A 26,111-nucleotide genomic window follows, 5' to 3' on the forward strand; every position below is an offset into this window, starting at 1 on the left:
TGCGGCGCCTTGCGGGGCGTGTGGGGCCCCTGCGGTGCGAGGTGCGGCCGCAGGGGCCCCTTGGGATCAGGAGGAGGGGCCGCTCGTCACTTCCAGACGAGACCCTTGTTCGGGTAGCCGTAGGGGTTGCCCCAGTACTCGGCGGCGGAGACCTTCGTCTGCGCCGACGGGGCGAGGGCCACCGCGCAGCTGGTCTGCGTCTGGCCGGTGACGAAGCCCTTCGGCAGCGACTCGTTCGGGCACTTCTCGAACTTGCCTATGATCGACACGCGCTGGGCCTCGGTGCCGTCCCCGAGCAGGCCCTTGACCTGGGTCACGGACGAGAACGACAGGTCCGTGGTGCCGGTGTTCTTGACCGAGTAGCGGATGTAGTACGGGATCATCCCCTTCACCTTGTCGCCGAGCTTGAGCGCGTCCAGGTCGGCCGGGTTGCCCTGCTCGATCGCGGTGACCGTGAGGGCGATCTGGCCGCCCTTGTTGCTTCCGTAGCTGAACGGGATCTCCGCGGCCTCGCCGATCTTGAAGGTCTGACCGGACTTCGCCGTGCCGTTCGCCCCGGCGGGGACCTCGCTGCCGCCCGTGGAGGGGGCGGCGGCGCTGGGGCTGGCCGAGGCGGACGGGGCGTCGGGCGAGGAGGACGGGGCTCCGGCGGAGGCGGAACCGCTGGGCTGCGCGGGGGCCAGTTCCTCGTTGCCGTTCTTGCAGCCGGTCAGGGCCAGGGTGCCGGCGACCGCCAGGACGACCGCGCCGAGGGTGGTGGTACGCATGCTGTTGGTGCTCACTCTTCTGCTCCCCCATGACTGTGCATCGCCAATGCAATGCCTGTGATCATCTTGATAAGGGATGAGTAAGCACCTGTGCCAGCCCAGGGGGCGGCCCACAACGGTTCTGTGACATGTCCAGGACGTGTGTGGAACAGTCGGTGCCGATTTGCAGTCGTCAGGAACGCAAGCGCAAACCCCTCGGAGTGGCGTGGAAGCCGGCCGCCTCCAGGTCCCGGCCCAGCGGGGAGGTCAGGGCGGCGGCGGCATTGATGCGTTCCACCGTCAGGGCCGGGAGGGTGCCCGCGCGGGAGGCAGCGGCCAGCGCGGCCGTGGCGGCCGTGAGGCGGGGATCCTCCGGCGGGGGCCAGGCCAGCAGGGTCTTGCCGCCGCGCTCCAGGTACAGGGTGAGCTCGCCGTCCACCAGGACGACCAGGGAGCCCGCCTTGCGGCCCGGCTTGTGGGTGGCCCCGGCCGGGGGCTCGGGCCAGGGCAGGGCCGCGCCGTACGCGTTCGCCGGGTCGGCGGCCGCCAGGACCACCGCCGCCAGCGGGGGCGGGGTCCGCTCGGCGGCCCGGAGGCGGTCCACCGCGCCGTCCATCGCGAACTGCGCCGCGCCCAGCCCCTCGACCACATAGCCCCGACGGGCCTGCCCGCTGTCCTCGAAGGCCGAGAGGACGCGGTAGACCGCGCTGAAGCCCCCCTCGACGCCCTCCGCGGCCACCGCGCCCCGGGTGACCACGCCGTGCCGGTCCAGCAGAGTGCGGGCCAGTGCGTGCGCCCGGTGGGTCGGGTCGGGGGCCTGGGACGGCAGCAGCGACCAGCGCCCGGAGACGGTGGGCGGGCCGGTACGGGACACGGTCGCGCTGAGCGTGCCGTACCGGCCGCGGGGGACCGTGCGCCGGGCCCGGTGGGCCGTGGAGCCCGCCGTGCGGCCCGAGCCCAGCAGCGAGCGCAGCGGGGCCAGGGTGTCGTTGGTGAGCCGGCCCGACCAGGCCAGGTCCCACACCGCCTCGGCGAGGGCGAGGTCGGAGACCTCGGGGAAGTCGGCGCGGATCGCCTGCGCGATCTGGCGGAAGAACAGGCCGTACCCGCCGGACAGGGAGGCCAGGACCGCCTGGTGGAGCGGGCTCGGATCCAGCGGGTGCGGCGGCGGCAGGAGCATCGGGGCCGCGTCCGCCAGGTAGAGGGAGATCCAGCCGTCCTTGCCCGGGAGGGCCCCGGCGCCCGCCCAGACCACCTCTCCCGCGGTGGTCAGCTCGTCGAGGAGGCCGGGGGAGTAGCCCGCCACCCGGGACGGGAGGATCAGCCGCTCCAGCGCCGAGGCCGGGACCGGGGCCCCCTGGAGCTGCTCGACCGCCCGGGCCAGCCCGTCGAGGCCGCGCAGGGCTCCGCCGACGTGCTGCCACTGGGGCAGGAACGTGGCCAGCGAGGTCGGCGGTACGGGCTCCAGCTCCTGGCGGAGCGCGGCGAGGGAGCGGCGGCGCAGCCTGCGCAGCACCGTCGCGTCGCACCATTCCTGGCCGATGCCCGCCGGATGGAACTCGCCCTGGACCACCCGGCCGGCCGCGGCGAGCCGGTGCAGGGCGCCCTCGGTCACCGCCGTGCCCAGGCCGAAGCGGGCGGCGACGGCGGCCGTGGTGAACGGCCCGTGGGTACGGGCGTACCGGGCGAGCAGGTCCCCCAGCGGGTCCTTGACCGGCTCGGTGAACGCCTCCGGAACGCCGACCGGCAGTGCCGTGCCCAGCGCGTCCCGCAGCCGGCCCGCGTCCTCGATCGCCGCCCAGTGGTCCGCGCCGCCGATCCGGACCCGGATGGCACGGCGGGCCGCGGCGAGCTCCTGCGCCCAGGCCGGCTCCGCCCCGCGCTCGGTCAGCTGGTCCTGCGTCAGCGGGCCCAGCAGCCGCAGCAGATCGGCCACCGACTCGGGATCCTTGGCCCGCCGGTCCTCGGTGAGCCACTGGAGTTCCCGCTCCAGCTCCTCCAGCACCTGCGCGTCGAGGAGCTCGCGCAGCTCCGCCTGGCCGAGCAGCTCGGCCAGCAGCCGGGAGTCCAGCGACAGCGCGGCCGCCCTGCGCTCGGCGAGCGGCGAGTCACCCTCGTAGAGGAACTGGGCGACGTACCCGAAGAGGAGGGAACGGGCGAAGGGGGAGGGCTCCGGGGTGGTGACCTCCACCAGGCGCACGCGACGCGCCTCGATGTCCCCCATCAGCTCGGTCAGGCCCGGCACGTCGAAGACGTCCTGGAGGCATTCGCGTACGGCCTCCAGCACGATCGGGAAGGAACCGAACTCCGAGGCCACCTGGAGCAGTTGCGAGGCGCGCTGGCGCTGCTGCCACAGCGGGGTGCGCTTGCCCGGGCTGCGCCGCGGCAGCAGCAGGGCGCGGGCCGCGCACTCGCGGAAGCGGGAGGCGAAGAGCGCGGAGCCGCCGACCTGGTCGGTGACGATCTGCTGGACGTCGCCGTGGTCGAAGGCGACGTCGGCCGCGCCCAACGGGGCCTGCTCGTCGTCGAACTCGAAGGGCTGCGGAGCCGCGGGATCGTGGTCCAGCAGATCCATGGACAGCAGGTCGGCGTCCGGGAGGCGCAGCACGATGCCGTCGTCGGCGTGCATCACCTGCGCGTCCATGCCGTACTTCTCGGCGAGGCGGGCGCCCAGCGCCAGCGCCCACGGGGCGTGCACCTGGGCGCCGAAGGGGGAGTGGACCACGACCCGCCAGTCGCCCAGCTCGTCGCGGAAGCGCTCCACCACGATGGTCCGGTCGTCCGGGACGTGACCGCAGGCCTCGCGCTGTTCGGCGAGGTAGGCCAGCACGTTCTCCGCGGCCCAGGCGTCCAGGCCGGCCGCCAGCAGCCGCAGCCGGGCGTCCTCGTCGGTGAGGCCGCCGAGCTCGCGCAGGAACGCGCCGACCGCACGGCCCAGTTCGAGCGGGCGGCCGAGCTGGTCGCCCTTCCAGAACGGCAGCCGGCCCGGCACCCCGGGGGCCGGGGTGACCAGGACGCGGTCGCGGGTGATGTCCTCGATCCGCCACGAGGTGGTGCCCAGGGTGAAGACGTCCCCGACGCGGGACTCGTAGACCATCTCCTCGTCGAGCTCGCCGACCCGGCCGCCGCCCTTCTTCGGGTCCGAGCCGGCCAGGAAGACACCGAAGAGACCGCGGTCCGGGATGGTGCCGCCGGAGGTCACCGCGAGGCGCTGGGCCCCCGGCCGCCCGGTGATCGTCCCCGCCACCCGGTCCCAGACCACGCGCGGCCTCAGCTCGGCGAACGCGTCCGACGGATAGCGGCCCGCCAGCATGTCCAGCACCGCCGTGAACGCCGACTCCGGCAGCGCGGCGAACGGCGCCGCCCGCCGGACCAGGGCGAGCAGGTCGTCCAGCTGCCAGGTGTCCATCGCGACCATCGCGACCAGCTGCTGCGCGAGGACGTCGAGGGGGTTGGAGGGGACGCGCAGGGACTCGATCGCGCCCGTCCGCATCCGCTCGGTGACCACGGCCGCCTGCACCAGGTCGCCGCGGTACTTGGGGAAGACCACCCCGGTGGAGACCGCGCCCACCTGGTGGCCGGCCCGGCCCACCCGCTGGAGCCCCGACGCCACCGACGGCGGTGACTCCACCTGCACGACCAGGTCCACCGCACCCATGTCGATGCCCAGCTCCAGGCTGGAGGTGGCGACCACCGCCGGCAGCCGGCCCGCCTTCAGGTCCTCCTCGACGATCGCCCGCTGCTCCTTGGAGACCGAGCCGTGGTGTGCGCGGGCCAGCAGGGGCGGGGCGCCGAGGGCGGCGCCCGACTGGGCCATGAGCTCGGCCGGCGGCGAACCCTCCGGCAGCCGCTCGCCCATGGCGCGCTCGTACGCGATCTCGTTGAGCCGGTTGCACAGCCGCTCGGCGAGGCGGCGGGAGTTGGCGAACACGATCGTCGAGCGGTGGGCCTGCACCAGATCCGCGATCCGCTCCTCCACATGCGGCCAGATCGACGGCTTGTCCCCGCCCTCCTTGCCCTCGGTCGCGGGCGAGCCGCCCAGCTCTCCCATGTCCTGCACCGGGACGACCACCGACAGGTCGAACTCCTTGGCGGAGGGCGGCTGGACGATCTCCACCCTGCCGCGCGGCGCGAGGTACCGGGCCACCTCGTCCACCGGCCGGACCGTCGCCGACAGCCCGATCCGGCGCGCCGGGCGTGGCAGCAGCTCGTCGAGCCGCTCCAGGGAGAGGGCGAGGTGGGCGCCGCGCTTGGTCCCGGCGACGGCGTGCACCTCGTCCAGGATCACCGTCTCGATCCCGGTGAGGGCGTCCCGGGCCGCCGAGGTCAGCATCAGGAACAGCGACTCGGGGGTGGTGATGAGGATGTCCGGCGGGCGGGTGGCCAGCGCCCGCCGCTCGGCGGGCGGGGTGTCACCGGAGCGGATCCCGACCCGGATGTCCGGCTCGGGCAGGCCGAGCCGGACGGACTCCTGCCGGATCCCGGTCAGCGGGCTGCGCAGATTGCGCTCCACGTCGACGGCCAGGGCCTTCAGGGGCGACACGTACAGCACGCGGCAGCGCTTCTTCGACTCCGCGGGCGGCGGGGTCGAGGCGAGCCGGTCGAGGGCGGCGAGGAACGCGGCCAGCGTCTTGCCGGAGCCGGTCGGAGCCACGACCAGCACGTCCGAGCCCTCCCCGATCGCCCGCCAGGCACCCTCCTGGGCGGTGGTGGGCGTACGGAAGGCCCCCGTGAACCACGAGCGGGTCGCGGGGGAGAACGAGTCGAGCGCAGCGCCTGCCATGCCCCCATCGTGCACCCGGCCACTGACAACGGCCCGGACCTGGGGAAACGTGGTTGGCCGCCGGGGCGCAGAATGGGGGGATGGGGACGGAACAGGGCGGCCGGGAGTGGGCGCGGCACTGGCAGTACGCGGAGCTGCCCGGGCTCGACCTGCTGCGCGCCCACTACGTACGCCACACCTTCCCGCGCCACGCGCACGACGGGTACGTCATCGCGGCCGTCACCGGCGGCATCGAGGAGGTGGGCCTGCCCGGCCACATCGTGCGCGCCGGACCGGGCAGCGTGGTCCTGATCAACCCCGAGGTGCCGCACACCGCGCGCGCCGGGGTGCCCGAGGGCTGGGCCTATTCCACCCTCTACCCCTCCCGCGAGCTGATCACCGAGGTCGCCGACGAGATCGGCACCCTGCGCGGCACCCCCGGCTTCACGGCCGACGTGGTCACCGACCCGCACGGCTCGCGGACGATCACCGAGGTGCACCGGGCCGCCGAGGCCGGGAACGCGCTGGCCGCCGACACGCTGCTGCGGGGAGTCGTGGCGCGGATGCTGACCCGGCACGCGGGCCCGCTGCCGGCCCGTACGGCACGGCGCGCGGGCGCCGCCGACGCCGAACGGGCCCGGGCGGTGCTGGCGGAGCGGATGGCCGACCCACCGTCGCTGGAGCAGCTCGCGGCGGACCTCGGGACCAGCCCGTTCGCGCTGCTGAGGGCCTTCCGCGAGCAGTACGGGATGCCGCCGCACACCTGGCTGACCGACGCCCGGGTCCGCCGGGCCCGCCGGCTGCTCGACGGGGGCACCCCGCCGGCGGAGGCGGCCGTCACCGTCGGCTTCACCGACCAGCCGCACCTGAACCGGCACTTCACCCGCATCGTGGGCGTCCCGCCGGGCGCGTACCGGCGGGGGCGGGCCGGCTAGGGCCTGTCCGGGCGGCCCGAGCCCGCGCAAGAACGTACAAGACCCGCGTGGCGGGCTCCGCGTAGTTTCGGGGTGTGCAAGAGAAGCAGCTGGTCACAGAGCCAGAGATACGAGAGACGCCCGTGCCCGACGAGCGGCCCCGGGCCGCCGTCATCCGGGACGCGCTCGGGGTCGGGGTGGCCGTCGGGCTGTCCGGGTTCGCCTTCGGGGTGACCGCCGCCGGAGCCGGCATCAGCACCCTCCAGGCCTGTGTGCTGAGCCTGCTCGTCTTCACCGGCGCCTCGCAGTTCGCCCTGGTCGGAGCGCTCGCCGCGGGCGGGAACCCGTTCACCGCCGCAGCCGGGGCCTTCTTCCTCGGCACCCGCAACGCCTTCTACGGGCTGCGGCTGTCCCAGCTGCTCAAGCTGCCCCGCGCCGTACGGCCCTTCGCCGCGCACTGGGTGATCGACGAGACCACCGCCGTGGCGCTGGCCCAGCCCGACCGGAAGTCGGCCCGGCTCGGCTTCACCGTCACCGGGCTCAGCCTGTACGCGCTCTGGAACCTGACCACCCTGCTCGGCGCGCTCGGCGCCGAGGCCATCGGGGACACCCAGGCGTGGGGGCTGGACGCCGCCGGGCCCGCCGTGTTCCTGGCCCTGCTCGCGCCGATGCTGAAGACCGCCACCGAGCGGGCGGTCGCCGCCCTCGCGCTCGTGCTCGGGCTCGGCTTCCTGCCCGTGCTGCCCGCCGGGGTGCCCGTGCTGATCGCGGCCCTGGCCGCCCCCGTCGTGCTGTGGATGAAGGGACGCCGGCCGTGAACGTCTGGATCGCCATCGGAATCACCGTCGTCGGCTGCTACGCCGTCAAGCTCGCCGGGCTGCTCGTCCCCGCCGGGGCCCTGGAGCGGCCGACGGTGCGCCGGCTGGCCGCCCTGCTGCCCGTCGCGCTGCTCGCCGCGCTCACCGCCCAGCAGACCTTCAGCACCGGATCCGCCCTCGTCGTCGACGCCCGTGCCGCCGGGCTCGCCGCCGCCGGGCTGGCGCTGCTGCTGCGGGCCCCGTTCCTGGTCGTGGTCGCGGCCGCCGTCCTCGTCACCGCGGGGGTACGGGCCCTGGGCGGCTGATCCCGTCCGGCAGGCGCCCGTACGCCCGCAGGGTCAGCAGGGCCTCCAGCGTGGCGATCGGCCGCCGTTCCAGCGAACTCCCCGGCGCCCAGGCCTCGCGGCGGACCGGCCAGCCGCCGTCCACCTGCTGGGCGGCGGTCAGGAAGTCCAGCGAGCGGCGCATCTCCTCGTCCGTGAACCAGCCGCGGGCCAGCGACTCGGGCCGCCGCGCGACGTCGTGCGGGAACAGCTGCTCGCCCGGCGCGTAGCCCGGAGCCGGCGGGTACTCCGGCCGCCGCCGCGGATCCAGCACCACGAGCCGCTGCTCGCGCACCAGCCGGCCCAGCCGGTCCGCGGCCGCCGCGGCGCGCGCCCGGTCCGGGACGCCGTCGAGGAAGGCCACCGCGCTCTGGACCTCGTACGGATGCGAGTGGCGCAGGTTCTCGACCCGGTCCCAGCAGAAGTCGGTGGCCCGGAAGAGCCAGGCGTGCCAGACCCGGTTGCGGTGCAGCAGGCCGACGATCGGGCCCGTGGTCAGCAGCTCGCCCGGCGGGGCGTCGTACGTCGGGTGGTACGGGGCCGCCGGGTAGGCCCGCGGGGCCGGGGAGACCACCGGAAGCGCGCCGTCCGGGGTGGAGACCCCGGTCAGGTGGCGGCAGAGCCGCTCGATGCGCTGCCCGGCGCAGCGGCCCAGGCTGTCCAGCACGCGCAGCGCGTGCGCGGTGTGCAGGGGCTGGCTGAGCGGACCGCGTAGATCCGGATCGAGGGCGTGACCGTAGCCGCCGTCGCCGTTGAGGTACGAACCGAGGGCGGTGTCCACCGGGTCGGCGTCCCCGCCGAGGAAGTGGAACGCGAACCGCCGCTGCTCCAGCACGCGGGCCGTGAGCCAGATGAACTGCTCGGCGCGGGCCAGCGGGCCCTGCGGACTCTCGGGGTTCTGCGGGCTCTGCGTGGGCTGTGGGGACTGTGGGTTCTGCGGGGACTGGGGGGCCCGTGTGGGCCGTGGGGTCTGCGACGTCTGCGAGGAAGCTTCGTCTCCGGGCATGCGTGCAACGTAGGACGCGGCGGTGCGGCCGGGAGGGGCGAACGCGGCCGGTGCACTCTCCCGGGGCGGGATACTGGACGCATGCGGTTGACGATTTTCTGGGAGCGTATGGCCGAGCACTTCGGCGCGGGCTACGCCGACTCCTTCGCACGGGACCACGTCATGACCCAGCTGGGCGGGCGGACCGTCCACCAGGCGCTGGACGCGGGCTGGGAGGCCAAGGAAGTGTGGCGTGCCGTGTGTTCGGCGATGGACGTGCCGGCGTCGCTGCGCTGACGCCGCCGCGCACCGCTTCGTGATTCGGGCGGTCGGTGGGCCAGACTTGGCGGCGTGGCAGCCAGTGATGAGACGACGACCGACGACCAGCCCGCCGACGTCCCCGATCCGGGCGACGCACGTGCCGGAAGCGCCGGTGAGGGCCCCGGCGGCTCCCGACGTCCCGTAGCCCCCGGCGGCCCCGTCCCGCAGGCCGGCTCCGGCGGCGCGGGGAGCCCTCCGCCCGGTGCGGCCCCCGGATGGGCGGAGGCGCGGATGCCGCGCTGGCTGCCGCGCGCCGTGATCCTCGTGCTGGCGCTCGTCGCCTGCTTCCAGCTCGGCAGCTGGGCCTTCCACCAGCTCATCGGGCTGCTCGTCAACATCCTGATCGCGTTCTTCCTCGCGCTCGCGATCGAACCGGCGGTGTCCGGGATGGCGGCCCGCGGCATGCGCCGCGGGCTCGCCACCTTCGTGACGTTCCTGGCGGTGCTCATCGTGACCGCCGGCTTTCTCGCGCTGCTCGGCTCGCTGCTCGCCGGGCAGATCGTCGCCATGGTCGAGGGCTTCCCGGGCTACCTCGACTCCGTGATCAAGGCGATCAACTCCACCTTCCACACCGATCTGTCCCGGCTGGAGATCCAGGAGAGCGTGCTGCGCTCCGACTGGCTGCGCAAGTACGTGCAGAACAGCGCGTCCGGCGTGCTCGACGTCTCCGCCACGGTGCTCGGCGGACTCTTCAAGCTGCTGACGATCGGGCTGTTCTCCTTCTACTTCGCCGCCGACGGACCGCGGCTGCGGCGCGCCCTGTGCTCCGTACTGCCGCCCGCCAAGCAGGCCGAGGTGCTGCGCGCCTGGGAGATCGCCGTCAGCAAGACGGGCGGCTACCTGTACTCGCGCGGGCTGATGGCGCTGATCTCCGGCATCGCCACCTACATCGTGCTGGCGATCCTCGGCGTGCCGTACGCGCCCGCCCTCGCGATGTGGGTGGGGCTGGTCTCCCAGTTCGTTCCCACCATCGGCACCTATCTCGCGGGTGCGCTGCCGGTTCTGATCGCCTTCACCGTCGACCCCTGGTACGCGCTCTACGTCCTCGGTTTCGTGGTGGTCTACCAGCAGTTCGAGAACTACGTCCTGCAGCCCAAGCTGACCTCGAAGACCGTGGACATCCATCCGGCGGTCGCCTTCGGATCGGTCATCGCGGGCACCGCCCTGCTGGGCGCGGTCGGGGCGCTCATCGCGATCCCGGCCGTCGCCACGCTGCAGGCCTTCCTCGGCGCGTACGTGAAGCGCTACGCGCTGACGGAGGAGGCGGACTCCTCTACTGCGCGTCCCCGGCGGCGCCGAGTGCGCTTTCCACGGCTGCGGTGACGGTCGCCTCGGCGGCGGCCTTGCTCACGCCGAGGCCGCTCAGCGGGCCCTCGCCGTTCTCCAGCTCCAGCAGCGCGAGCAGGATGTGCTCGGTGCCGACGTAGTCGTGACCCAGGCGCAGGGCCTCGCGGAAGGTGAGCTCCAGGGCCTTCTTCGCGGACGCGTCGAAGGGGATGAGGTCGGGGACCTCAGCCTGGGGCGGGGGGAGTACGGCGGCCACGGCGGCGCGCACGTCGTCCGCCGTGACCCCCTGGGCGCCCAGGGCGAGACCCGCGAAGCTCTCGGGCTCGGCCAGCAGGCCCAGGACCAGGTGGTCGGTGCGGATCTCGACGCCGCCGGCGGCGCGGGCCTCGTTCTGCGCGGTCATGACGACGTTGCGGGCACGGGGGGTGAAGCGGCCGAAGCCCGCGTTCGGGTCGAGCGCGGCGGCGCCCTCCTTGTCCGCCTTGGGGACGAAGCGCTTCTGGGCCGCCTGGCGGGTGACGCCCATGCTGCGGCCGATGTCGGTCCAGGAGGCGCCGGAGCGGCGTGCCTGGTCGACGAAGTGGCCGATGAGGTGGTCCGCGACGTCCCCGAGGGCCTCGGCGGCGACGACGGCGCCGCTGAGCTGCTCCAGGGGGTCGGTGTGGACCTTGTTGATGGCCTCGATCAGGTCGTCGAGGCGCACCGGATTGGTCATGCGAACGGGTTCCACGGAAGGGTTCGTCATGGGTGCAACCGTAGGTTGACAGTCGAGAGAGTGTCAACCCTGGGTTGTCAGTTGGTGACGCCGCAACAGGGGCCGTGTCGGTGGGCGGGCCCGCCCGGACAGGGCCGACGCCCGCTCACAGTGCCCCGTCACGGTGTGGCGGGGCACTGTGACGGGCCCCCGTCTTCCTCCGTGCGCGGCCAGTACCGCCCCTCGAGGGCCTCGGCGCTGCGGTTGAGCCGGACCAGGACGTCCGCCAGCTCCCGTACTTCCTCGGGGGACCAGTCCGCGACCACCCGGGCCAGGCAGGACCGGTTGACCTCGCGGTCCTCGGCGAGCCGGCTCCCGCCCTCGGCGGTGATGCGCAGCTTGCGGGCCATGCCGCCGTCGGGGTCCGCGACCCGCTCGGCCAGACCGCAGCGCAGCAGCGCGGCCGTCTGGCGGTTCACGGTCGAGGTGTCGAGCCCGAAGGCCTCCGCCAGCTGCCCGATGGACATGGGGCCCTGCGTGTCGATCCGGCTGAGCAGCAGGTACGCCGACCGCTCCAGGCGTTCGGGGTCGCGCTCGCGCCGGGCGAGCACCTGGTGCCGTGAGAGCAGCATCAGCTCCCGCTCCAGTTTCTCCAGCACTGCGCCTCCCGCTCCTTCCGGCGCTCCATTATCGCGGACGCGGCAATATGCATGATACATAACATGTGTACTATGCACTTCTCGTTGCCACTCCGACGAGCCACAGCCTCAACCCGGAGGACCGCATGACCGTCTCCACGTCCACCGCCTCCCGCGCGGCCGAGATCCTCTCCCGGCCCGTCCGGCTGAACGGCCTGACCGTCCCCAACCGCATCGCGATGGCGCCGATGACGCGGATGTTCTCCCCCGGCGGCGTGCCCGGCGAGGACGTGCAGGCGTACTACGCCAGCCGGGCTGCCGCCGGTGTGGGCCTGATCGTCACCGAGGGCACCTACGTCGGTCACGACTCCGCCGGGCAGAGCGACCGGGTGCCGCGGTTCCACGGCGAGGACCAGCTGGCGGGGTGGGCGAAGGTCGCCGCGGCCGTGCACGAGGCGGGCGGCACGATCGTGCCCCAGCTGTGGCACATAGGCATGGTGCGCAACCAGGGCGAGGAGCCGTACGCCGACGCGCCCGCCGTCGGACCCTCCGGCATCCGCGTCGACGGCACCGAGGGGACCGGCAAGGCGATGACCCGCGCCGACCTCGACGACGTCATCGGCGCGTTCGCCGACGCCGCCGCGGAAGCCGAGCGGATCGGCTTCGACGGCGTCGAGCTGCACGGCGCCCACGGCTACCTGCTCGACCAGTTCCTGTGGGAGCGGACCAACCGCCGCACCGACGGCTACGGCGGCGACGCGGTGGCCCGTACGAAGTTCGCCGCGGAGATCGTGGCCGCGGTGCGCGAGCGCGTCGCGGCGGACTTCCCGGTGATCTTCCGCTACTCGCAGTGGAAGCAGGAGGCCTACGACGCGCGGCTCGCGCAGACCCCGGAGGAGCTGGAGGCGATCCTGGCCCCGCTGGCGGCGGCGGGCGTCGACGCGTTCCACGCCTCCACCCGGCGCTACTGGATCCCGGAGTTCGAGGGCTCGGACCTGAACCTGGCAGGCTGGACCAGGAAGCTCACCGGCCGGCCGGCCATCACCGTCGGCTCGGTCGGCCTCGACGGCGACTTCATCCGCTCCTTCGCCGGCGAGGGTGCGGCGCTCGGCGACATCGACAACCTCCTGGACCGCATGGAACGCGACGAGTTCGACATGGTCGCCGTGGGGCGGGCGCTGCTCCAGGACCCGCAGTGGGCGGCGAAGGTCCTCGGCAACCGCTTCGACGAGCTGAAGCCGTACGACGCGGCGGCGCTCAGGTCGCTCAGCCGGTAGCCGCCGGCGGAAGCCCGCAGCTGCCGGCAGCCGTCGGCGGAAGCCCGTCCGGAGGGTCGGTGGGCCGGTGGGCGTGGTGCGCTTGACAGGAAAATCGAACATCCATTCTGATGAGTTATCCACAGCCGAACCGGTCGTGGAGGCGCATTGTCAGTGGCAGGCATTAGCGTCAATGGCGTGAAGCGATCGACTCAAGCAAACCGGGTGGAACCCATGGCAGGCACCGACCGCGAGAAGGCTCTCGACGCCGCGCTCGCACAGATTGAACGGCAATTCGGCAAGGGTGCGGTCATGCGCCTCGGCGACAAGCCGAACGACCCCATCGAGGTCATCCCCACCGGGTCGACCGCGCTGGACATCGCGCTCGGCGTCGGCGGGCTGCCCCGCGGCCGCGTGATCGAGGTGTACGGGCCGGAGTCCTCCGGTAAGACGACCCTGACCCTGCACGCCGTGGCCAATGCGCAGAAGGCCGGCGGCACCGTCGCCTTCGTGGACGCCGAGCACGCGCTCGACCCCGAGTACGCGAAGGCCCTCGGCGTCGACACCGACAACCTCATCCTGTCGCAGCCGGACACCGGCGAGCAGGCACTGGAGATCGTGGACATGCTCGTCCGCTCCGGTGCCCTCGACCTGATCGTCATCGACTCCGTCGCGGCCCTGGTGCCGCGCGCGGAGATCGAGGGCGAGATGGGCGACTCGCACGTGGGTCTCCAGGCCCGACTGATGAGCCAGGCGCTCCGGAAGATCACCGGTGCGCTCAACCAGTCCAAGACCACCGCGATCTTCATCAACCAGCTCCGCGAGAAGATCGGTGTGATGTTCGGCTCGCCGGAGACCACCACCGGTGGCCGCGCGCTGAAGTTCTACGCCTCCGTGCGCCTCGACATCCGCCGTATCGAGACCCTGAAGGACGGCACGGACGCGGTCGGCAACCGCACCCGCGTCAAGGTGGTCAAGAACAAGGTCGCGCCCCCGTTCAAGCAGGCCGAGTTCGACATCCTCTACGGCCACGGCATCAGCCGCGAGGGCGGTCTGATCGACATGGGCGTCGAGCACGGCTTCGTGCGCAAGGCCGGCGCCTGGTACACGTACGAGGGCGACCAGCTCGGCCAGGGCAAGGAGAACGCGCGGAAGTTCCTCTGCGACAACCCCGCCCTCTCCGACGAGATCGAGCGGAAGATCAAGGAGAAGCTGGGCGTGGGGGTCCGCAAGGACGCCGACACCGCCGCCCCCGAGGCCGGTGCCGCAGCCGCCGACGCGACCGCCGCCGCCGTGCCCGCCCCGGCGTCGAAGGCCAAGACGACGGCCAAGGCCGCCGTGGCCAAGAGCTGACCCGTGCGGGAGCAGGAAGGGGGCGGCAGGAGCAGGCGCGGTCGTGAGGACCGTCAGGAACTGCCGCCCCAGAGCCCCGAGGAGCAGGCGCGGGCGATCTGCCTGCGCCTGCTCACGGGGAGCCCGCGCACCCGGCGCCAGCTCGCGGACGCCCTGCACAAGCGGGGCATCCCCGAGGAGGTGTCGCAGCAGGTCCTCTCCCGGTACGAGGAGGTGGGCCTGATCGACGACGCCGCCTTCGCCGGAGCCTGGGTCGAGTCCCGCCACCGCGGCCGGGGCCTGGCCCGCCGGGCGCTCGCCCAGGAGCTCCGGACCAAGGGGGTGCACGCCACCCTCGTGGAGGAGGCCCTGGAACTGCTCGACTCCGAGCAGGAGGAGGAGACCGCCCGGGAGCTCGTGGAGCGCAAGCTCCGCGCCACCCGGGGCCTGGAGCGCGACAAGCGGATCCGCCGCCTCGCCGGGATGCTCGCCCGCAAGGGATACCCGGAGGGCATGGCCCTGCGGGTGGTGCGCCGCGCGCTGGAGGCGGAGGGCGAGGACGCCGACGAGCTCGGCTACCCGGGTGAGTGAACCGCCGGGCCCGGCTTTGTTCATGTGAGCCAGAACCCGACGCGGATGAGGGCCTGTCTGCGGTTGTGTGCCGCCGCGGTGTTGTCGACACTGCGGACCAGCGGCTCCCTGGTGTCCGCGAAGGCCCAGCCGGTCGCGTACACCCTGCCCTTGTGAAGCCACTGTTCGCGGCTGACCGGCCGACTGAGCACGGTCTCGAACCAGGCCGCGCACCGCTCCGCAAGCTCTTCCCGATGTGCGCGGCGGTCGGGGCCGACTTGCCGGCGATGGGGCTCGTCCCCTGGCCTTCACCGTGATCGCCGTGGTGAACACGCTCGCGACGTACACCGCCGAACGGTTCCGGGAGTTCGCGATGTGGGGACTGGCCAGGGCGAAGCGGCGGCCGGTGCTGCGGATGGCCAAGGGCTGGCCCAGCCTCCGAAGCCATGCCCGCGCGGCGCCGTTGCGGGGGCGCCGCCCCTGAGACCCCACGCCTCAGATGTCGGCGGGGCTGGATCTTTCAGCCGGTCCGGCGTCTGAGGAGCGGGTCCGGGCGGAGCCCAGGGCGTCAGGAAGGGGTGACGGGCAGGCCCGCTGATTTCCAGGCCTGGAAGCCGCCGGTCAGGTCGGTGGCGCGGTGGAGGCCCAGGGTGTGGAGGGAGGCCGTGGCGAGGCTGGAGGCGTAGCCCTCGTTGCAGATCACCACCACCTGGAGGTCGTGGCCGGTGGCTTCGGGGGCGCGGTGGCTGCCGCGGGGGTCCAGGCGCCATTCCAGTTCGTTGCGTTCGACCACCAGCGCCCCCGGGATCAGGCCGTCGCGCTCGCGCAGGGCCTGGTAGCGGATGTCCACCAGCAGCGCGCCCGCGCGGGAGGCGGCGTACGCCTCCTCCGGGCCGATACGGGTGTAGCCCGCGCGGACCCGCTCCAGCAGCTCGTCGATGCCGACGGGGGCGCTCACTGCCAGTCCGCCGGGCGCTCGACGTGCTCCAGGTGGAGCACCGGGCCGCTGCGGCTGTAGCGGCGGATCAGCGGGAGCGGCGGGTAGTACGCGTGCACCGAGACCGCGTGCTCGGTCGGGGACTCGTTGAGGACCTCGTGCACGTGGTGCTCCAGGAAGGCCCGCCCGGTGCCCGCGTCCAGCGTGCGGCTGCGGTCGACGTCGGGGGCCAGTTCCAGCGAGCGCCAGCCCTCGGAGGGCAGCCGTACGGCCAGCGAGTGTTCGGTGAGCCGCCCCCGGGCGGTGGCGAACGCGCCCCGCGATTCGGCGTGGTCGTGCCAGCCGGTGCCGGTACCCGGCGGCCAGCCGATCAGCCAGGCCTCGCTGCCGCCCGGCCCGTCCAGCCGGATCCAGGTGCGGCCCTCGGGATCGAGCGGGAGCGAGGCCACGGCGGCGGGGTCGGCCGCCGTGCGGAGGGCGAAGTCGAGGAGTTCGGCGGCCGTGGGGCCGCCGGCCGGCGGCCGCTCAGGGGTGTACGGGCGTGTGGTGGACGCGGGTGCAGACATGAAAGGGGACCGTTCCTGGGTTCGCGGAGGTGCGCGCAGGCCGGTGGACGGCACGGGGCGCGCGAAGGGAAGGGCGAATCAACAGGAAGGGCGACACACGCAGCCCGCGTAGCGGAGCAGGTCCATATGGACCCTCCGCCACAGGCGTACGTCGTTGCCGGTCATTCGGCGAGTGAACCACGAGTCCGGGAGGGCGGTCAATCGATCACCACGGTCGGTGTCGTCGACGGGGCGGGCAGCCGGGAGGCGGGCGCACCCGCCCGGACCGTGTCCGCCGCCTCGTACAGCTCCGCCGGGCGGACCCCCGCGAAGGTCGCCGCCAGGTGCCCGTCCGGCCGTACGAGCAGCACGGTGTGGGCCGGCGCACCCGGGTAGGAGTCCGCGACCAGCAGATCGGTACGGACCGGAAGGGCGCTCACCGCCGCGGCGAGGCGGGGCATCAGCCCGGCGCCGAGCCAGTGGCGCCGGTCCCAGACCCCGGTGCCCGGCGCGACCAGGACCACCAGCAGCCGCCCCTGCCCCAGCAGGTCCCGCAGCGGCACCGTCGACCCGTCGGGCGCGGTCACCGGGACGTTCGCCACCGGACCGCCCGGTTCCGTGGCCGTCGGCACCTCGCGTACGGCGACCGGCGGGGCGTACGCCGGCTCCGCGCCCAGCGGTCCGCGCCCGAGGTGGCCGTCGGTGAGGAGGGATTCGGCGGAGCGCGCTGCTCCGGGCAGATAGGTGCGCAGGCCGCCGCCGGCCCGCAGCGTCGGCATCGCCTGGTCGGCCGCGCGCAGCCGGGAGGCGACCGCGGTGCGCCGCTCGCCCTCGTAGCTGTCGAGCAGGGCCTCGGAGGCCCCCTGGTGCCAGGCCAGGGACAGCTTCCACGCGAGGTTCTCGGCATCCCGGAGCCCCTCCTCGACCCCCTGGGTGCCGAGCGCGCCCAGCAGGTGCGCCGCGTCGCCGGCGAGGAAGGCGCGGCCGTCGCGCCAGCGCCGGGCGAGGCGGTGGTGCAGGGTGTGGACCCCGGTGTCGATGAGGTCGTACGGGGGAGTGCTGCCACCGCACCACACCGCGAGGGTGTCCCGGATCAGGGTCACCAGCGTGTCGGGAGTGACCAGCTCCCCGCGGGCGGGCAGCAGCCAGTCCAGCCGCCACACCCCGTCGGGCAGCGGCCGGGAGGTGACCTCCCGCGGCGCGCTGCGGTGCAGCAAGGCCTCGCCCGGCCAGGGGAGTTCGGTGCGCAGCGCGGCCACGGCGTGCCGCTCCACGGCGGTGCGGCCGGGGAAACGGATGCCGAGCAGCTTGCGCACGGTGGAACGGGCCCCGTCGCAGCCGACCAGGTAACTCCCGCGCCACCACGTGGTCTCGGCGCCCCGGGTGTGGGCGGTGATGCCGTGGCCGTCCTGTTCCACGGCGTCCAGACGGCTCTCGGTGACCAGCTGGACCAGCGGGTGCGCCGCGGCGGCGTCGCGCAGCCCGCGCGTCAGCGCGTGCTGCGGCACGTGCAGGGGGGCCGGGTGGTCCTCGAAGGTGATCCGCTGGGCGTCCCGGCCGCGCCGCATGGTGCGCCAGGCGGCGAAGTGCGCCCCTTCGTCGCGCAGCGTCGTACAGCCCAGCCGGTGGGCCATGGTCGCCGTGTCGGCGTGCAGGACGACCGTACGGGCCGGGCGCGGTTCCTCCTTGCCGGGCCCTTCGTCGAGCACGACGGAGGGCACGCCCTGGCCGGCCAGGGCGAGGGCCAGGGACAGCCCGACGGGTCCCGCGCCGACGACGATCACCGGGTCCATGATGTGGCTCCCGATGTCCGGTATGTGATCACAGAACGTATGCAACCCATTGGAGGTGCCTGCGTCAAGTGCCCCCCGTCGGGACAACGCAGTGTGGTGCGGCGGATGAGCTCCGCCGCACCACACAGGCTACGCACTATGACTGACCGTATGTCAGACCGGGGGGTCGCCCGAAGGGGACTCCGGCGTCAGGCTCCGGCCGCCGTGTTCGCGCCGGGGACCGCGTCGTCGATCTCCTCCGCGCCGAGCACGGCGCCGGTGCCCTTCTTCGACTTCCGCAGCCGGCCTTCCAGCTGGGAGGCGAAGGTGGTGAGGACGAAGTTCACCACGATGTAGATCAGGGCGATCACGACGAGGGTCGCGATGGCGTTGCTGTAGTTGGCCGAGATCTGCCGGTACGTGGAGAGCAGTTCCGCGAAGCCGAGCAGGGCACCGCCGAGCGCGGTGTCCTTGAGGATCACCACGAGCTGGCTGACCAGGGCCGGCAGCATCGCCGTGACGGCCTGCGGGATCAGCACGTAGGTCATGGTCTGACCCTTGCGCATGCCGATCGCCTTGGCCGCGTCTGTCTGGCCGCGGGGCAGGGAGAGCACGCCGGCCCGGACGATCTCGGCGATGACGGCCGAGTTGTAGAGGACCAGGCCCGTGACCACGGCCCAGAACGGCCGGGTGTCGGAGGGGACGTCCATGAACTGCGGCGCGAACAGCGCGTTGCTGAACAGCATCAGCATCAGCACGGGGATGGCACGGAAGAACTCCACCCACGCGCTGACCGCCGCCCGCACCCAGGCGTGGTCGGACAGCCGGCCGATGCCCAGCACCGCGCCGAGCGGGAGGGCGATCACCATGGCGAGCGCGCCGGCCTTGAGGGTCTCCACCAGGCCGGGGATCAGGTACGTGGTCCAGACCCGGCTGTCGGTGACGAAGGGCGACCACTTGTCGGCGTCGAGCTGGCCCTTCTCGCCCATGAGGGACAGCGCCCACCACAGGACGAGCCCGAACAGGACGACGAAGATCCCGCTGTAGATCCAGTTGCGCGCCTTGGCCTTGGGGCCCGGGGCGTCGTACAGCACGGAGGTCATCGCTTCACCGCCACTCGCTTGGCGACCCAGCCCAGCAGAAGACCGGTGGGCAGGGTCAGCAGGACGAAACCGAGGGCGAAGACCGCGAAGACCGCGAAGACCGCCTGCGCCTCGTTCTCGAGCATTTCCTTCATCAGCAGGGCCGCCTCGGCCACGCCGATGGTCGCCGCCACCGTGGTGTTCTTGGTGAGCGCGATCAGTACGTTGGCGAGCGGTGCGATGACCGCCCGGAAGGCCTGGGGGAGCACGATCAGGGTGAGCACCTGGAAGAAGCTCAGTCCCAGCGCGCGGGCCGCCTCGGCCTGACCCACGGGCACGGTGTTGATACCGGAGCGCAGGGCCTCGCAGACGAAGGTGCCGGTGTAGGCGATCAGTCCGAGGACCGCGAGCCGGAAGCCGGTCTCCTTGAACGTTTCGCCGCCCAGGGCGATGCCGAGGGTCTGGTTGAGTCCCAGCGAGCAGCCGACGATCAGCAGCGTCAGCGGGGTGTTGCGCACCAGGTTGACGTACGCGGTGCCGAAGCCCCGCAGCAGCGGGACCGGGCTGACCCGCATCCCGGCCAGGGCGGTGCCCCAGATCAGGGATCCGGCCGCCGAGTAGAGGGTGAGCTGAACCGTCACCCAGAAGGCTCCGAGCACGTCGTACTGCCCGGAATCAAGAAAATCGAACACGATGCCCTGCGCTCTCCCCAGGATGGCCGGTGAGGTGCGCCGCCGCCCGCGGCAGGCGGGCGGCGACGCTCCTCACCGATGAATCAGCTGCCTTCGGTGATCTGCGGGGCAGGCTCGTTCTTGTAGTTGGCCGGGCCGAGGTTCTTGTCCACGGCCTTCTGCCAGCTGCCGTCCTCGACCATCTTCTTGAGCGCGGCGTTGATCTTGGTCTGGAGCTCCTTGTCGCCCTTCTTCAGACCGATGCCGTAGTTCTCGTTGCTCATGCTCAGGCCGACGAGCTTGAACTTGCCCTTGTTCTTCTCCTGCGCGGCGTAACCGGCGAGGATCGAGTTGTCCGTGGTCAGGGCGTCGACGGCCTTGTTCTCCAGGCCGGTCAGGCACTCGGAGTAGCCACCCTGCTCCAGCAGGTCGGCCTCGGGGGCCAGGGTCTTCTTGATGTTCTGCGCCGAGGTCGAGCCGGTGACCGAGCAGAGCTTCTTCTTGTTCAGGTCCTCGACCTTGGTGATGCTCGTGTCGTCGGCGCGGACCAGCAGGTCCTGGTGCGCGAGGAAGTACGGGCCGGCGAAGTCGACCTTCTCCTTGCGCTTGTCGTTGATCGAGTAGGTCGCGACGACGAACTTCACGTCACCGTTCGAGATCAGGTTCTCGCGCTCAGCGCTGGGGGCCTGCTTGAACTCGATCTGGTTCGGCTCGTAGCCGAGCTCCTTGGCCACGTATGTGGCGACGTCGACGTCGAAGCCCGTGAACTTGCCGTCCGGGGTCTTCAGGCCCAGACCGGGCTGGTCGTACTTGATGCCGACGACGACCTTGTCCGTCTTGGCGCCACCGGAGGCACCGCCGTCACTGGCGGCGTCCTTCTCGCTGCCGCCACACGCGGTCGCGGTCAGGGAAAGGGCGACGGCGACGGCCGCGGCCGCTGCGGCCTTGGAGATCTTCATGGTGAACTTCCCTCGGATGAGACGTTGTTGAACGACGAGCGACGCTTACGGCGTACGCGCGGCCGACAGGAACCGATCCGGCGGCGATCCGCATACGGATGACTACCAGACGAGAACCTCAGTGGTGGAGGATCTTCGACAGGAAGTCCTTCGCGCGGTCACTGCGCGGGTTGCTGAAGAACTGCTCGGGGGTGGCCTCTTCGACGATCTTTCCGTCGGCCATGAAGACGACCCGGTTGGCCGCGGAGCGGGCGAAGCCCATCTCGTGCGTGACGACCACCATGGTCATCCCCTCACGGGCGAGCTGCTGCATGACCTCCAGCACCTCGTTGATCATCTCCGGGTCGAGAGCCGAGGTCGGCTCGTCGAACAGCATGACCTTCGGCTCCATGGCCAGCGCCCGGGCGATCGCCACGCGCTGCTGCTGGCCGCCGGAGAGCTGCGCCGGGTACTTGTCGGCCTGCGAGCCGACGCCCACCCGGTCCAGCAGGGCCACCGCCTTCTCGCGCGCCGCGGCCCCGTCCGTCTTGCGGACCTTGACCTGGCCCAGCACGACGTTCTCCAGCACCGTCTTGTGCGCGAAGAGATTGAACGACTGGAAGACCATGCCGACGTCGGCGCGCAGCCGGGCCAGCTCCTTGCCCTCGGAGGGCAGTTCCTTGCCGTCGAGCGTGATGGTGCCCGAGTCGATGGTCTCCAGACGGTTGATCGTCCGGCACAGCGTGGACTTGCCCGATCCCGAGGGACCGATCACGACGACTACCTCACCGCGGGCAATGCTCAGATCGATGTCCTGAAGCACGTGCAGCGCGCCGAAGTGCTTGTTGACGTTGCTCAGTACGACCAGGTCGTCCGCGGCACCGGCCGCGTCCTGCACGTCCTTGGTCACTGATACTCCGCTCATCGGCTTCTTGCTCCGTCCTCCTCGGTTGGGAGGACAGTAGTGACGTGACGTCCACAACGTCATCACATCTGAGGGAGAATTGAGCATAACGATCCGGCTTCCCCCGGATACGCTCCGTGCGCGGCGCCTGTGTGGCCGAATGAGGCGCGTACCGGGTGCGTAACGGAAGGCGCGCCGCGGCGGAACCCCCTTGACGTGGGACTCCGCATCGGCGTGTATGCATGATGGCCACCTTGCGGCCATCCGTGTGACCATGCCCGGGGAAGTCCGTGGAGCGAGAAGAGGAGAGGGGGACGACATGAGACTGCTGCTCGTCGAGGACGACGATCACGTCGCCGCCGCCCTGTCCGCGATCCTCGCCCGGCACGGCTTCCGGGTCACCCACGCCCGCAACGGCGAGGAGGCCCTGCAGGCACTGCTGCCCGCCGGCGCCCTGCCCGGAGCCTCTCCCTACGGGGTGATCCTGCTCGACCTCGGCCTGCCCGACCAGGACGGGTACGAGGTGTGCGGCAAGATCCGCAAGCGCACCGCCACCCCCGTCATCATGGTGACCGCGCGCGCCGACGTACGCTCCCGCATCCACGGCCTGAACATGGGCGCCGACGACTACGTCGTCAAGCCCTACGACACCGGCGAACTCCTCGCCCGCATCCACGCCGTCGCCCGCCGCACCGGCGCCTCCGAGGAGGCCGCGGCCACCGGGACCGGTACGCCCGCCACGGTCCGGCTCGGTCCCGTCAGCATCGAGCTGCCCAACCGCCGGGTCAGCGTGGACGGCGCCGACGTACCGCTCACCCGCAAGGAGTTCGACCTGTTGGCCCTGCTCGCGCAGCGGCCCGGTGTCGTCTTCCGCCGCGAACAGATCATCAGCGAGGTGTGGCGCACCAGCTGGGAGGGGACCGGGCGCACCCTGGAGGTCCACGTCGCCTCGCTGCGCTCCAAGCTGCGCATGCCCGCCCTCATCGAAACCGTCCGCGGGGTGGGCTACCGGCTCGTCACGCCGACGGCCCCGTCCGCCCCGTCCGCCCCCTAGGGGTCTTCTGCCGTGCGCGCCCGATTGCTTCCGCTGCTCGTCATCCTGATGGCGGGCACGCTGCTCGCGCTGGGCTTCCCGCTCGCCGTGAGCCTGGCCGCCGGACAGCAGCAGCGGGTGGTCGTCGACCGCATCGACGACAGCGCCCGGTTCGCCGCCCTCGCCCAGCTCGTCATCGACGCCCAGGGCTCCGGATCCACCGGCGCCGACGCGCGCGGGGAGACCCTCCAGGTCGAACTCGCCCGGTACCAGGAGCTGTACGGGATCAACGTCGGCATCTTCTACCGCGACGACAACGCCATGGCCCGCTCGCCCGGGTGGTGGCAGGTCCCGGAGTCCGGCGAGGGCCGCAAGGCCTTCAAGGAGGCCCTCGCCGGCCGGCGCAGCCACGATCCGCCGCAGGTGTGGCCCTGGCAGACCCGGGGCCGGCTCCTCGTCGTCTCCCCGGTCGTCCTCGACGGCGACGTGGTCGCGGTCGTCGCCACCGACTCGCCGACCGACCTGATGCGCGGCCGGATCCTGCAGGGCTGGCTGCTCATCGCGGGCGGTCTCGCCGCCGCCATGCTGGTCGCCTTCGGCGCCGCCCTGAGGCTCACCAGCTGGGTGCTCAAGCCCGTGCAGACCCTGGACGCGGCCGCCCACGGCATCGCCACCGGACGCATGAACTCGCGCGTCGCGGCCGCGGGCGGGCCCCCGGAACTCCAGCGCCTGGCCCATTCGTTCAACGAGATGGCCGACAACGTCGAAGAGGTACTGGAGCAGCAGCGGGCGTTCGTCGCCGACGCCTCCCACCAGCTGCGCAACCCGCTCGCGGCACTGCTCCTGCGGATCGAGCTGCTCGCCCTCGAACTGCCCGAGGGGAACGAGGAGATCGCCTCCGTACGCACCGAGGGCAAACGTCTGACCCAGGTGCTGGACGACCTCCTGGACCTGGCGCTGGCCGAGCACGCCTCCGCCGAGATCAGCCTCACCGACATCGGGGCGCTGGCGGCGGAGCGGGTCGCCGCGTGGCGCCCGTACGCCGAGGAGAAGGGCGTACGGCTCACCGAGACGGGCCGGTCCGCCGTCACCGGCTGGGCCGACCCCATCGCCCTGTCCAGCGCGCTCGACGCCGTCATCGACAACGCCCTCAAGTTCACCCCCGAGGGCGAGGAGGTCGAGGTGTCGGTGACCGCCGAGGGGGGCGTCGCCCGCGTGGTCGTCGCCGACTGCGGACCCGGCCTCACCGAGGAGGAGCTGCTCCGCGTCGGCGACCGCTTCTGGCGCAGCGGCCGCCACCAGAACATCAAGGGCTCCGGGCTCGGCCTGTCGATCTCCCGCGCGCTGCTCACCGCGGGCGGCGGGTCCCTCTCGTACGAGACGAACCCGCCGCACGGGCTGCGGGTGACCGTGTCCGTGCCGCGCACCGGCCCCCACGGCTCCTGAGCCGCTACCAGGCGAGGGTGGCGCGGGCCGGGGCCGAGACCGCGTACAGCTCGTCCACGGCCCGGACCTCGAAGGCGGCCGCCCGCTCCCGCCCGGCCCGCGGGACGGCCGGCAGGTAGAGGGCGGTGCCGCAGGTGCCGCCGAGGAAGCGGCGGGTCCCGTCGGGCAGGACGCGCGACACCTCGTAGTGCCGCGGCCGGCGGGCCCCGCCGGCCGCGGCGCGCCAGGACAGGCGGAGCCAGGCCTTGCCGTCCTGCCGGGCCGCGGCGTCGACGGCCGGCGCGATGGGCGGGGCCGGGCGCCGGGTGCGGGCGGAGTCGTGGACCGACAGGGCGCCGAGCCGCCACACCACCGGCGCCGTGTCGAGCGCGGTGATCCGTACGGCCAGGCCGTACGCGGTCTGCCCCGCCAGCGGTCCGAGCCCGGCCCGCGCCGTGCGCCAGCCCTGCCCGCGGCCCGTGGTCCCGGCGGGCAGCCACGCGTACGGGACCGGCTCGCCGGGGGCGGCGGGCTCGCGGGTGGCCACGCCGACCTCCACCGCCACCGGCCCCGACCCGCCGGAGTACACCAGATCCAGGACGCTCGCCGGGGTCAGCGGCAGCCGCGTGGAGTGCAGCCCGACGATCACCGGAGCGGTCAGCGCGCCCGTGACCAGCAGGCTGGAGCCGCCGCGCCAGGCGTCCGCGAAGTCCAGGGTGACGGAGGGGCGTGCGCCGGCGGTGTCCACCGCCCAGCGGCGGCCCGGGAGCCGGTCCTGGAGCCCGAGGTGGTTCCAGGGCGTGTCGGAGACGGCCGTGCCGTTCTCGTACCAGCGCAGCCCGTGCCCGGTGTTGAACGAGCAGGCGAAGGGGAGCCCGGTGACCGTGGACCGGTCGGCGACGGCCGTGGCCGGGGCCCGCCAGCCGGAACCGGACCCGGGTGCGGGCCGGGCGGGGTCCAGGGACTCGCCCGTCCAGAACCGGTCGTCGGCGAGGTGGAACGCGCCGGGGGAGCGGTCGGTGAGGTGGTTGCGGGTCCACTCGGGCCGGTAGAAGCCGTAGCTGACGACGTGCTCGCGGTCGCGCGGGACGATCGCGTCCCACGGCACGGCGGAGTCCCAGCCGCGGGACTCCGTGTCCACGGCCGCCCACAGCTCGTGGCGGGAGCGGCCCAGCCGCTCGGCGAGCGCGCCCGACGCGGCCAGGGTCTGCGCGGTCCAGCGGAAGTCCACGAACATCGTGTCCGCGACCTTCCCGGCCCGGTCCTCGAAGAACTCCTGGTTGAGCTGGTTGAGGGCGCCCTGCCAGCCCACCCGGCCGGTGGTGTTCATGGCGTCGTACCAGGTGATGCGCAGCCCGTGCGGCTCGCCCGCGGCCCGCAGGGCGCGCAGGAACTCCCGCATCCGGGCGGCCAGCGCGCTGTCGCCCCCGTCCGTCTCGGCGTTCACGAACCAGCCGTCGAAGCCGTACGTCCGCGCCACCCGGACGAGCTGGTCCGCGAGCGGGAACCGGCCGAGGGCGTCCCGCTGCACCAGGTCGCGGGTCCACTGGAGGTCGCCGCCGTAGGCGACGGGCGGGAGGAACACGTTGCCCAGCACCCGGACCCCGTTGCGGTGGGCGGCGTCGATCACGGGCGCGTTCGGGGCGAGCACGATGCCCTCGCCGGCCGAGCCGCCCCAGAAGACCAGCTCGTCGATGTACGCCCAGTGCGTGAGCGCGTAGTAGTCCGCGGTCGCGGAGCCCTGGGAGGGGTTGCCGGCGGTGGGCCCGAAGGAGACGAGGGAGGAGATCCGGGCCTGGCCGGCCCGGGCGTCCCGGTGCGCCGGCACCGGGGTGAACCGCGGTGCCAGGGGCACGGTCGCGGTGTTGTGGGCCAGGTCGGGGTCCCGCTCCGGGCTCCACCGGAGGAGCGAGCGCCACACGATCCCGGGGCCGGGGGTCCCCGCCGGGAGGGAGTCCGGGAACCAGTACGAGGCGTACGGGGCCAGGTCGGCCGGGGTCGGTGCGGTGGCGGTGGCGGGAGCCGGAGCGGCGGCCGCGTACGGGGCCTGGCCCGCGCCGCCCAGCAGGGCGGCGGCCCCGGCCCCGGCGGCCAGCACCACGCGCCGGGACGGCCGTAAGGGGGCGGGCGGCGTACGAGGCACGACGCCTCTGTCGGT

At 73.0% G+C, this 26,111-nt stretch carries 25 protein-coding genes; 11 read left to right on the plus strand and 14 right to left on the minus strand.

Annotation, left to right across the window (positions count from 1 at the left end; translation table 11 throughout):
- Positions 1 to 86: 86 nt before the first annotated feature.
- Positions 87 to 782 carry a hypothetical protein gene (locus ACFYZ4_RS16975; protein ID WP_351293737.1) on the minus strand — a complete coding sequence of 232 codons (696 nt, stop codon included), beginning with the start codon at positions 780 to 782 and terminating at the stop codon, positions 87 to 89.
- Between the two features lie 157 nt (positions 783 to 939).
- On the minus strand, positions 940 to 5,529 hold the full coding sequence (locus ACFYZ4_RS16980; protein ID WP_351293734.1) for an ATP-dependent helicase: 4,590 nt from the start codon (positions 5,527 to 5,529) through the stop codon (positions 940 to 942).
- Positions 5,530 to 5,609: 80 nt separating this feature from the next.
- On the opposite strand from ACFYZ4_RS16980, the gene ACFYZ4_RS16985 reads away from it, so the two are divergent.
- The 3 genes from ACFYZ4_RS16985 (at position 5,610) to ACFYZ4_RS16995 (ending at position 7,545) form a co-directional block, all read left to right on the plus strand.
- A complete protein-coding gene (locus tag ACFYZ4_RS16985; RefSeq protein ID WP_351293732.1) occupies positions 5,610 to 6,443 on the plus strand; it encodes an AraC family transcriptional regulator in 834 nt (277 codons plus the stop codon).
- An 89-nt stretch (positions 6,444 to 6,532) separates the two neighbouring features.
- The gene (locus ACFYZ4_RS16990) at positions 6,533 to 7,240 is read left to right on the plus strand and encodes an AzlC family ABC transporter permease (RefSeq protein ID WP_351587327.1); all 708 of its coding nucleotides are present in this window, start codon (positions 6,533 to 6,535) and stop codon (positions 7,238 to 7,240) included.
- Entirely contained in the window at positions 7,237 to 7,545 is a 309-nt protein-coding gene (locus ACFYZ4_RS16995; RefSeq protein WP_351293726.1) for an AzlD domain-containing protein, read from the plus strand. Before ACFYZ4_RS16990 ends, ACFYZ4_RS16995 begins: the two co-directional genes overlap by 4 nt.
- Here ACFYZ4_RS16995 and ACFYZ4_RS17000 read toward each other — a convergent pair.
- Complete coding sequence (locus ACFYZ4_RS17000; RefSeq protein ID WP_390784230.1) at positions 7,514 to 8,569, minus strand: hypothetical protein; 1,056 nt, start codon at positions 8,567 to 8,569, stop codon at positions 7,514 to 7,516. The genes ACFYZ4_RS16995 and ACFYZ4_RS17000 overlap by 32 nt on opposite strands.
- An 81-nt stretch (positions 8,570 to 8,650) precedes the next feature.
- Between ACFYZ4_RS17000 and ACFYZ4_RS17005 the strand changes: the two genes are divergently transcribed.
- Together ACFYZ4_RS17005 and ACFYZ4_RS17010 are read left to right on the plus strand one after the other, a co-directional pair.
- Entirely contained in the window at positions 8,651 to 8,845 is a 195-nt protein-coding gene (locus tag ACFYZ4_RS17005) for a DUF3046 domain-containing protein (protein ID WP_390784231.1), read from the plus strand.
- Positions 8,846 to 8,899: 54 nt separating this feature from the next.
- Complete coding sequence (locus tag ACFYZ4_RS17010; protein WP_351293717.1) at positions 8,900 to 10,192, plus strand: AI-2E family transporter; 1,293 nt, start codon at positions 8,900 to 8,902, stop codon at positions 10,190 to 10,192.
- Here ACFYZ4_RS17010 and ACFYZ4_RS17015 read toward each other — a convergent pair.
- A complete protein-coding gene (locus tag ACFYZ4_RS17015) occupies positions 10,143 to 10,901 on the minus strand; it encodes a Clp protease N-terminal domain-containing protein (protein ID WP_351293714.1) in 759 nt (252 codons plus the stop codon). The two genes, ACFYZ4_RS17010 and ACFYZ4_RS17015, sit on opposite strands and share 50 nt — an antisense overlap.
- A 128-nt stretch (positions 10,902 to 11,029) precedes the next feature.
- Positions 11,030 to 11,482 (minus strand): MarR family winged helix-turn-helix transcriptional regulator, encoded by a 453-nt coding sequence (locus ACFYZ4_RS17020; RefSeq protein ID WP_390784376.1) that lies wholly within the window; start codon positions 11,480 to 11,482, stop codon positions 11,030 to 11,032.
- Positions 11,483 to 11,634: 152 nt separating this feature from the next.
- Here ACFYZ4_RS17020 and ACFYZ4_RS17025 point away from each other — a divergent pair, with 152 nt between their 5' ends.
- The 4 genes from ACFYZ4_RS17025 to ACFYZ4_RS17040 all read left to right on the plus strand — a co-directional run bounded on the left by ACFYZ4_RS17025 (position 11,635) and on the right by ACFYZ4_RS17040 (position 15,130).
- Complete coding sequence (locus ACFYZ4_RS17025) at positions 11,635 to 12,765, plus strand: NADH:flavin oxidoreductase (protein WP_351293711.1); 1,131 nt, start codon at positions 11,635 to 11,637, stop codon at positions 12,763 to 12,765.
- A gap of 213 nt (positions 12,766 to 12,978) precedes the next feature.
- On the plus strand, positions 12,979 to 14,097 hold the full coding sequence (gene recA, locus ACFYZ4_RS17030; protein WP_351293708.1) for a recombinase RecA: 1,119 nt from the start codon (positions 12,979 to 12,981) through the stop codon (positions 14,095 to 14,097).
- Between the two features lie 3 nt (positions 14,098 to 14,100).
- Positions 14,101 to 14,667, plus strand: a complete 567-nt coding sequence (gene recX / locus ACFYZ4_RS17035) for a recombination regulator RecX (protein ID WP_351293705.1) — start codon at positions 14,101 to 14,103, stop codon at positions 14,665 to 14,667.
- Positions 14,668 to 14,968: 301 nt separating this feature from the next.
- Complete coding sequence (locus ACFYZ4_RS17040; RefSeq protein ID WP_390784232.1) at positions 14,969 to 15,130, plus strand: hypothetical protein; 162 nt, start codon at positions 14,969 to 14,971, stop codon at positions 15,128 to 15,130.
- A gap of 84 nt (positions 15,131 to 15,214) precedes the next feature.
- On the opposite strand, the gene ACFYZ4_RS17045 is transcribed toward ACFYZ4_RS17040, so the two are convergent.
- From ACFYZ4_RS17045 to ACFYZ4_RS17080, 8 genes are all read right to left on the minus strand, one after another.
- Entirely contained in the window at positions 15,215 to 15,610 is a 396-nt protein-coding gene (locus ACFYZ4_RS17045) for a rhodanese-like domain-containing protein (protein ID WP_390784377.1), read from the minus strand.
- Positions 15,601 to 16,149, minus strand: coding sequence for a cysteine dioxygenase (locus tag ACFYZ4_RS17050; protein WP_390784233.1), 549 nt, complete (start codon positions 16,147 to 16,149; stop codon positions 15,601 to 15,603). The genes ACFYZ4_RS17045 and ACFYZ4_RS17050 overlap by 10 nt, the downstream gene beginning before the upstream one ends.
- A 78-nt stretch (positions 16,150 to 16,227) precedes the next feature.
- Positions 16,228 to 16,314 (minus strand): putative leader peptide, encoded by an 87-nt coding sequence (locus ACFYZ4_RS17055; RefSeq protein ID WP_311318651.1) that lies wholly within the window; start codon positions 16,312 to 16,314, stop codon positions 16,228 to 16,230.
- A 32-nt stretch (positions 16,315 to 16,346) separates the two neighbouring features.
- Positions 16,347 to 17,921 carry an FAD-dependent monooxygenase gene (locus ACFYZ4_RS17060; protein ID WP_351587275.1) on the minus strand — a complete coding sequence of 525 codons (1,575 nt, stop codon included), beginning with the start codon at positions 17,919 to 17,921 and terminating at the stop codon, positions 16,347 to 16,349.
- A 188-nt stretch (positions 17,922 to 18,109) separates the two neighbouring features.
- Complete coding sequence (locus ACFYZ4_RS17065) at positions 18,110 to 19,003, minus strand: amino acid ABC transporter permease (RefSeq protein WP_351293690.1); 894 nt, start codon at positions 19,001 to 19,003, stop codon at positions 18,110 to 18,112.
- Positions 19,000 to 19,674 carry an amino acid ABC transporter permease gene (locus tag ACFYZ4_RS17070; RefSeq protein ID WP_351293687.1) on the minus strand — a complete coding sequence of 225 codons (675 nt, stop codon included), beginning with the start codon at positions 19,672 to 19,674 and terminating at the stop codon, positions 19,000 to 19,002. The genes ACFYZ4_RS17065 and ACFYZ4_RS17070 overlap by 4 nt, the downstream gene beginning before the upstream one ends.
- 83 nt (positions 19,675 to 19,757) lie before the next feature.
- Positions 19,758 to 20,612 carry a glutamate ABC transporter substrate-binding protein gene (locus ACFYZ4_RS17075; RefSeq protein ID WP_351293684.1) on the minus strand — a complete coding sequence of 285 codons (855 nt, stop codon included), beginning with the start codon at positions 20,610 to 20,612 and terminating at the stop codon, positions 19,758 to 19,760.
- A gap of 118 nt (positions 20,613 to 20,730) precedes the next feature.
- Entirely contained in the window at positions 20,731 to 21,516 is a 786-nt protein-coding gene (locus ACFYZ4_RS17080; RefSeq protein ID WP_351293681.1) for an amino acid ABC transporter ATP-binding protein, read from the minus strand.
- Positions 21,517 to 21,814: 298 nt separating this feature from the next.
- On the opposite strand from ACFYZ4_RS17080, the gene ACFYZ4_RS17085 reads away from it, so the two are divergent.
- Together ACFYZ4_RS17085 and ACFYZ4_RS17090 are read left to right on the plus strand one after the other, a co-directional pair.
- A complete protein-coding gene (locus tag ACFYZ4_RS17085; RefSeq protein ID WP_384340671.1) occupies positions 21,815 to 22,549 on the plus strand; it encodes a response regulator transcription factor in 735 nt (244 codons plus the stop codon).
- Positions 22,550 to 22,561: 12 nt separating this feature from the next.
- Positions 22,562 to 23,974: an ATP-binding protein gene (locus tag ACFYZ4_RS17090; protein WP_390784234.1), complete on the plus strand. Its 1,413-nt coding sequence runs from the start codon at positions 22,562 to 22,564 to the stop codon at positions 23,972 to 23,974.
- 4 nt (positions 23,975 to 23,978) lie between these two features.
- On the opposite strand, the gene ACFYZ4_RS17095 is transcribed toward ACFYZ4_RS17090, so the two are convergent.
- Entirely contained in the window at positions 23,979 to 26,096 is a 2,118-nt protein-coding gene (locus tag ACFYZ4_RS17095) for an endo-beta-N-acetylglucosaminidase (RefSeq protein WP_390784378.1), read from the minus strand.
- Positions 26,097 to 26,111: the final 15 nt, after the last annotated feature.

Origin of the sequence: Streptomyces sp. NPDC001513 (genome assembly GCF_042894695.1) — a bacterium.
Taxonomy (GTDB): Bacteria; Actinomycetota; Actinomycetes; order Streptomycetales; family Streptomycetaceae; genus Streptomyces.

What these genes read in the sequence shown, in the direction of transcription:
- ACFYZ4_RS17055 (WP_311318651.1), bottom strand. Translation starts at nt 16,314, where the DNA reads ATGACCGGCAACGACGTACGCCTGTGGCGGAGGGTCCATATGGACCTG.
- ACFYZ4_RS17020 (WP_390784376.1), bottom strand. Translation starts at nt 11,482, where the DNA reads ATGCTGCTCTCACGGCACCAGGTGCTCGCCCGGCGCGAGCGCGACCCC.
- ACFYZ4_RS17005 (WP_390784231.1), top strand. Translation starts at nt 8,651, where the DNA reads ATGCGGTTGACGATTTTCTGGGAGCGTATGGCCGAGCACTTCGGCGCG.
- ACFYZ4_RS17000 (WP_390784230.1), bottom strand. Translation starts at nt 8,569, where the DNA reads ATGCCCGGAGACGAAGCTTCCTCGCAGACGTCGCAGACCCCACGGCCC.
- ACFYZ4_RS17065 (WP_351293690.1), bottom strand. Translation starts at nt 19,003, where the DNA reads ATGACCTCCGTGCTGTACGACGCCCCGGGCCCCAAGGCCAAGGCGCGC.
- ACFYZ4_RS17050 (WP_390784233.1), bottom strand. Translation starts at nt 16,149, where the DNA reads ATGTCTGCACCCGCGTCCACCACACGCCCGTACACCCCTGAGCGGCCG.
- ACFYZ4_RS17025 (WP_351293711.1), top strand. Translation starts at nt 11,635, where the DNA reads ATGACCGTCTCCACGTCCACCGCCTCCCGCGCGGCCGAGATCCTCTCC.
- ACFYZ4_RS16980 (WP_351293734.1), bottom strand. Translation starts at nt 5,529, where the DNA reads ATGGCAGGCGCTGCGCTCGACTCGTTCTCCCCCGCGACCCGCTCGTGG.
- ACFYZ4_RS17015 (WP_351293714.1), bottom strand. Translation starts at nt 10,901, where the DNA reads ATGACGAACCCTTCCGTGGAACCCGTTCGCATGACCAATCCGGTGCGC.
- recA (WP_351293708.1), top strand. Translation starts at nt 12,979, where the DNA reads ATGGCAGGCACCGACCGCGAGAAGGCTCTCGACGCCGCGCTCGCACAG.
- ACFYZ4_RS17080 (WP_351293681.1), bottom strand. Translation starts at nt 21,516, where the DNA reads ATGAGCGGAGTATCAGTGACCAAGGACGTGCAGGACGCGGCCGGTGCC.
- ACFYZ4_RS17085 (WP_384340671.1), top strand. Translation starts at nt 21,815, where the DNA reads ATGAGACTGCTGCTCGTCGAGGACGACGATCACGTCGCCGCCGCCCTG.
- ACFYZ4_RS17075 (WP_351293684.1), bottom strand. Translation starts at nt 20,612, where the DNA reads ATGAAGATCTCCAAGGCCGCAGCGGCCGCGGCCGTCGCCGTCGCCCTT.
- ACFYZ4_RS16985 (WP_351293732.1), top strand. Translation starts at nt 5,610, where the DNA reads ATGGGGACGGAACAGGGCGGCCGGGAGTGGGCGCGGCACTGGCAGTAC.
- ACFYZ4_RS17060 (WP_351587275.1), bottom strand. Translation starts at nt 17,921, where the DNA reads ATGGACCCGGTGATCGTCGTCGGCGCGGGACCCGTCGGGCTGTCCCTG.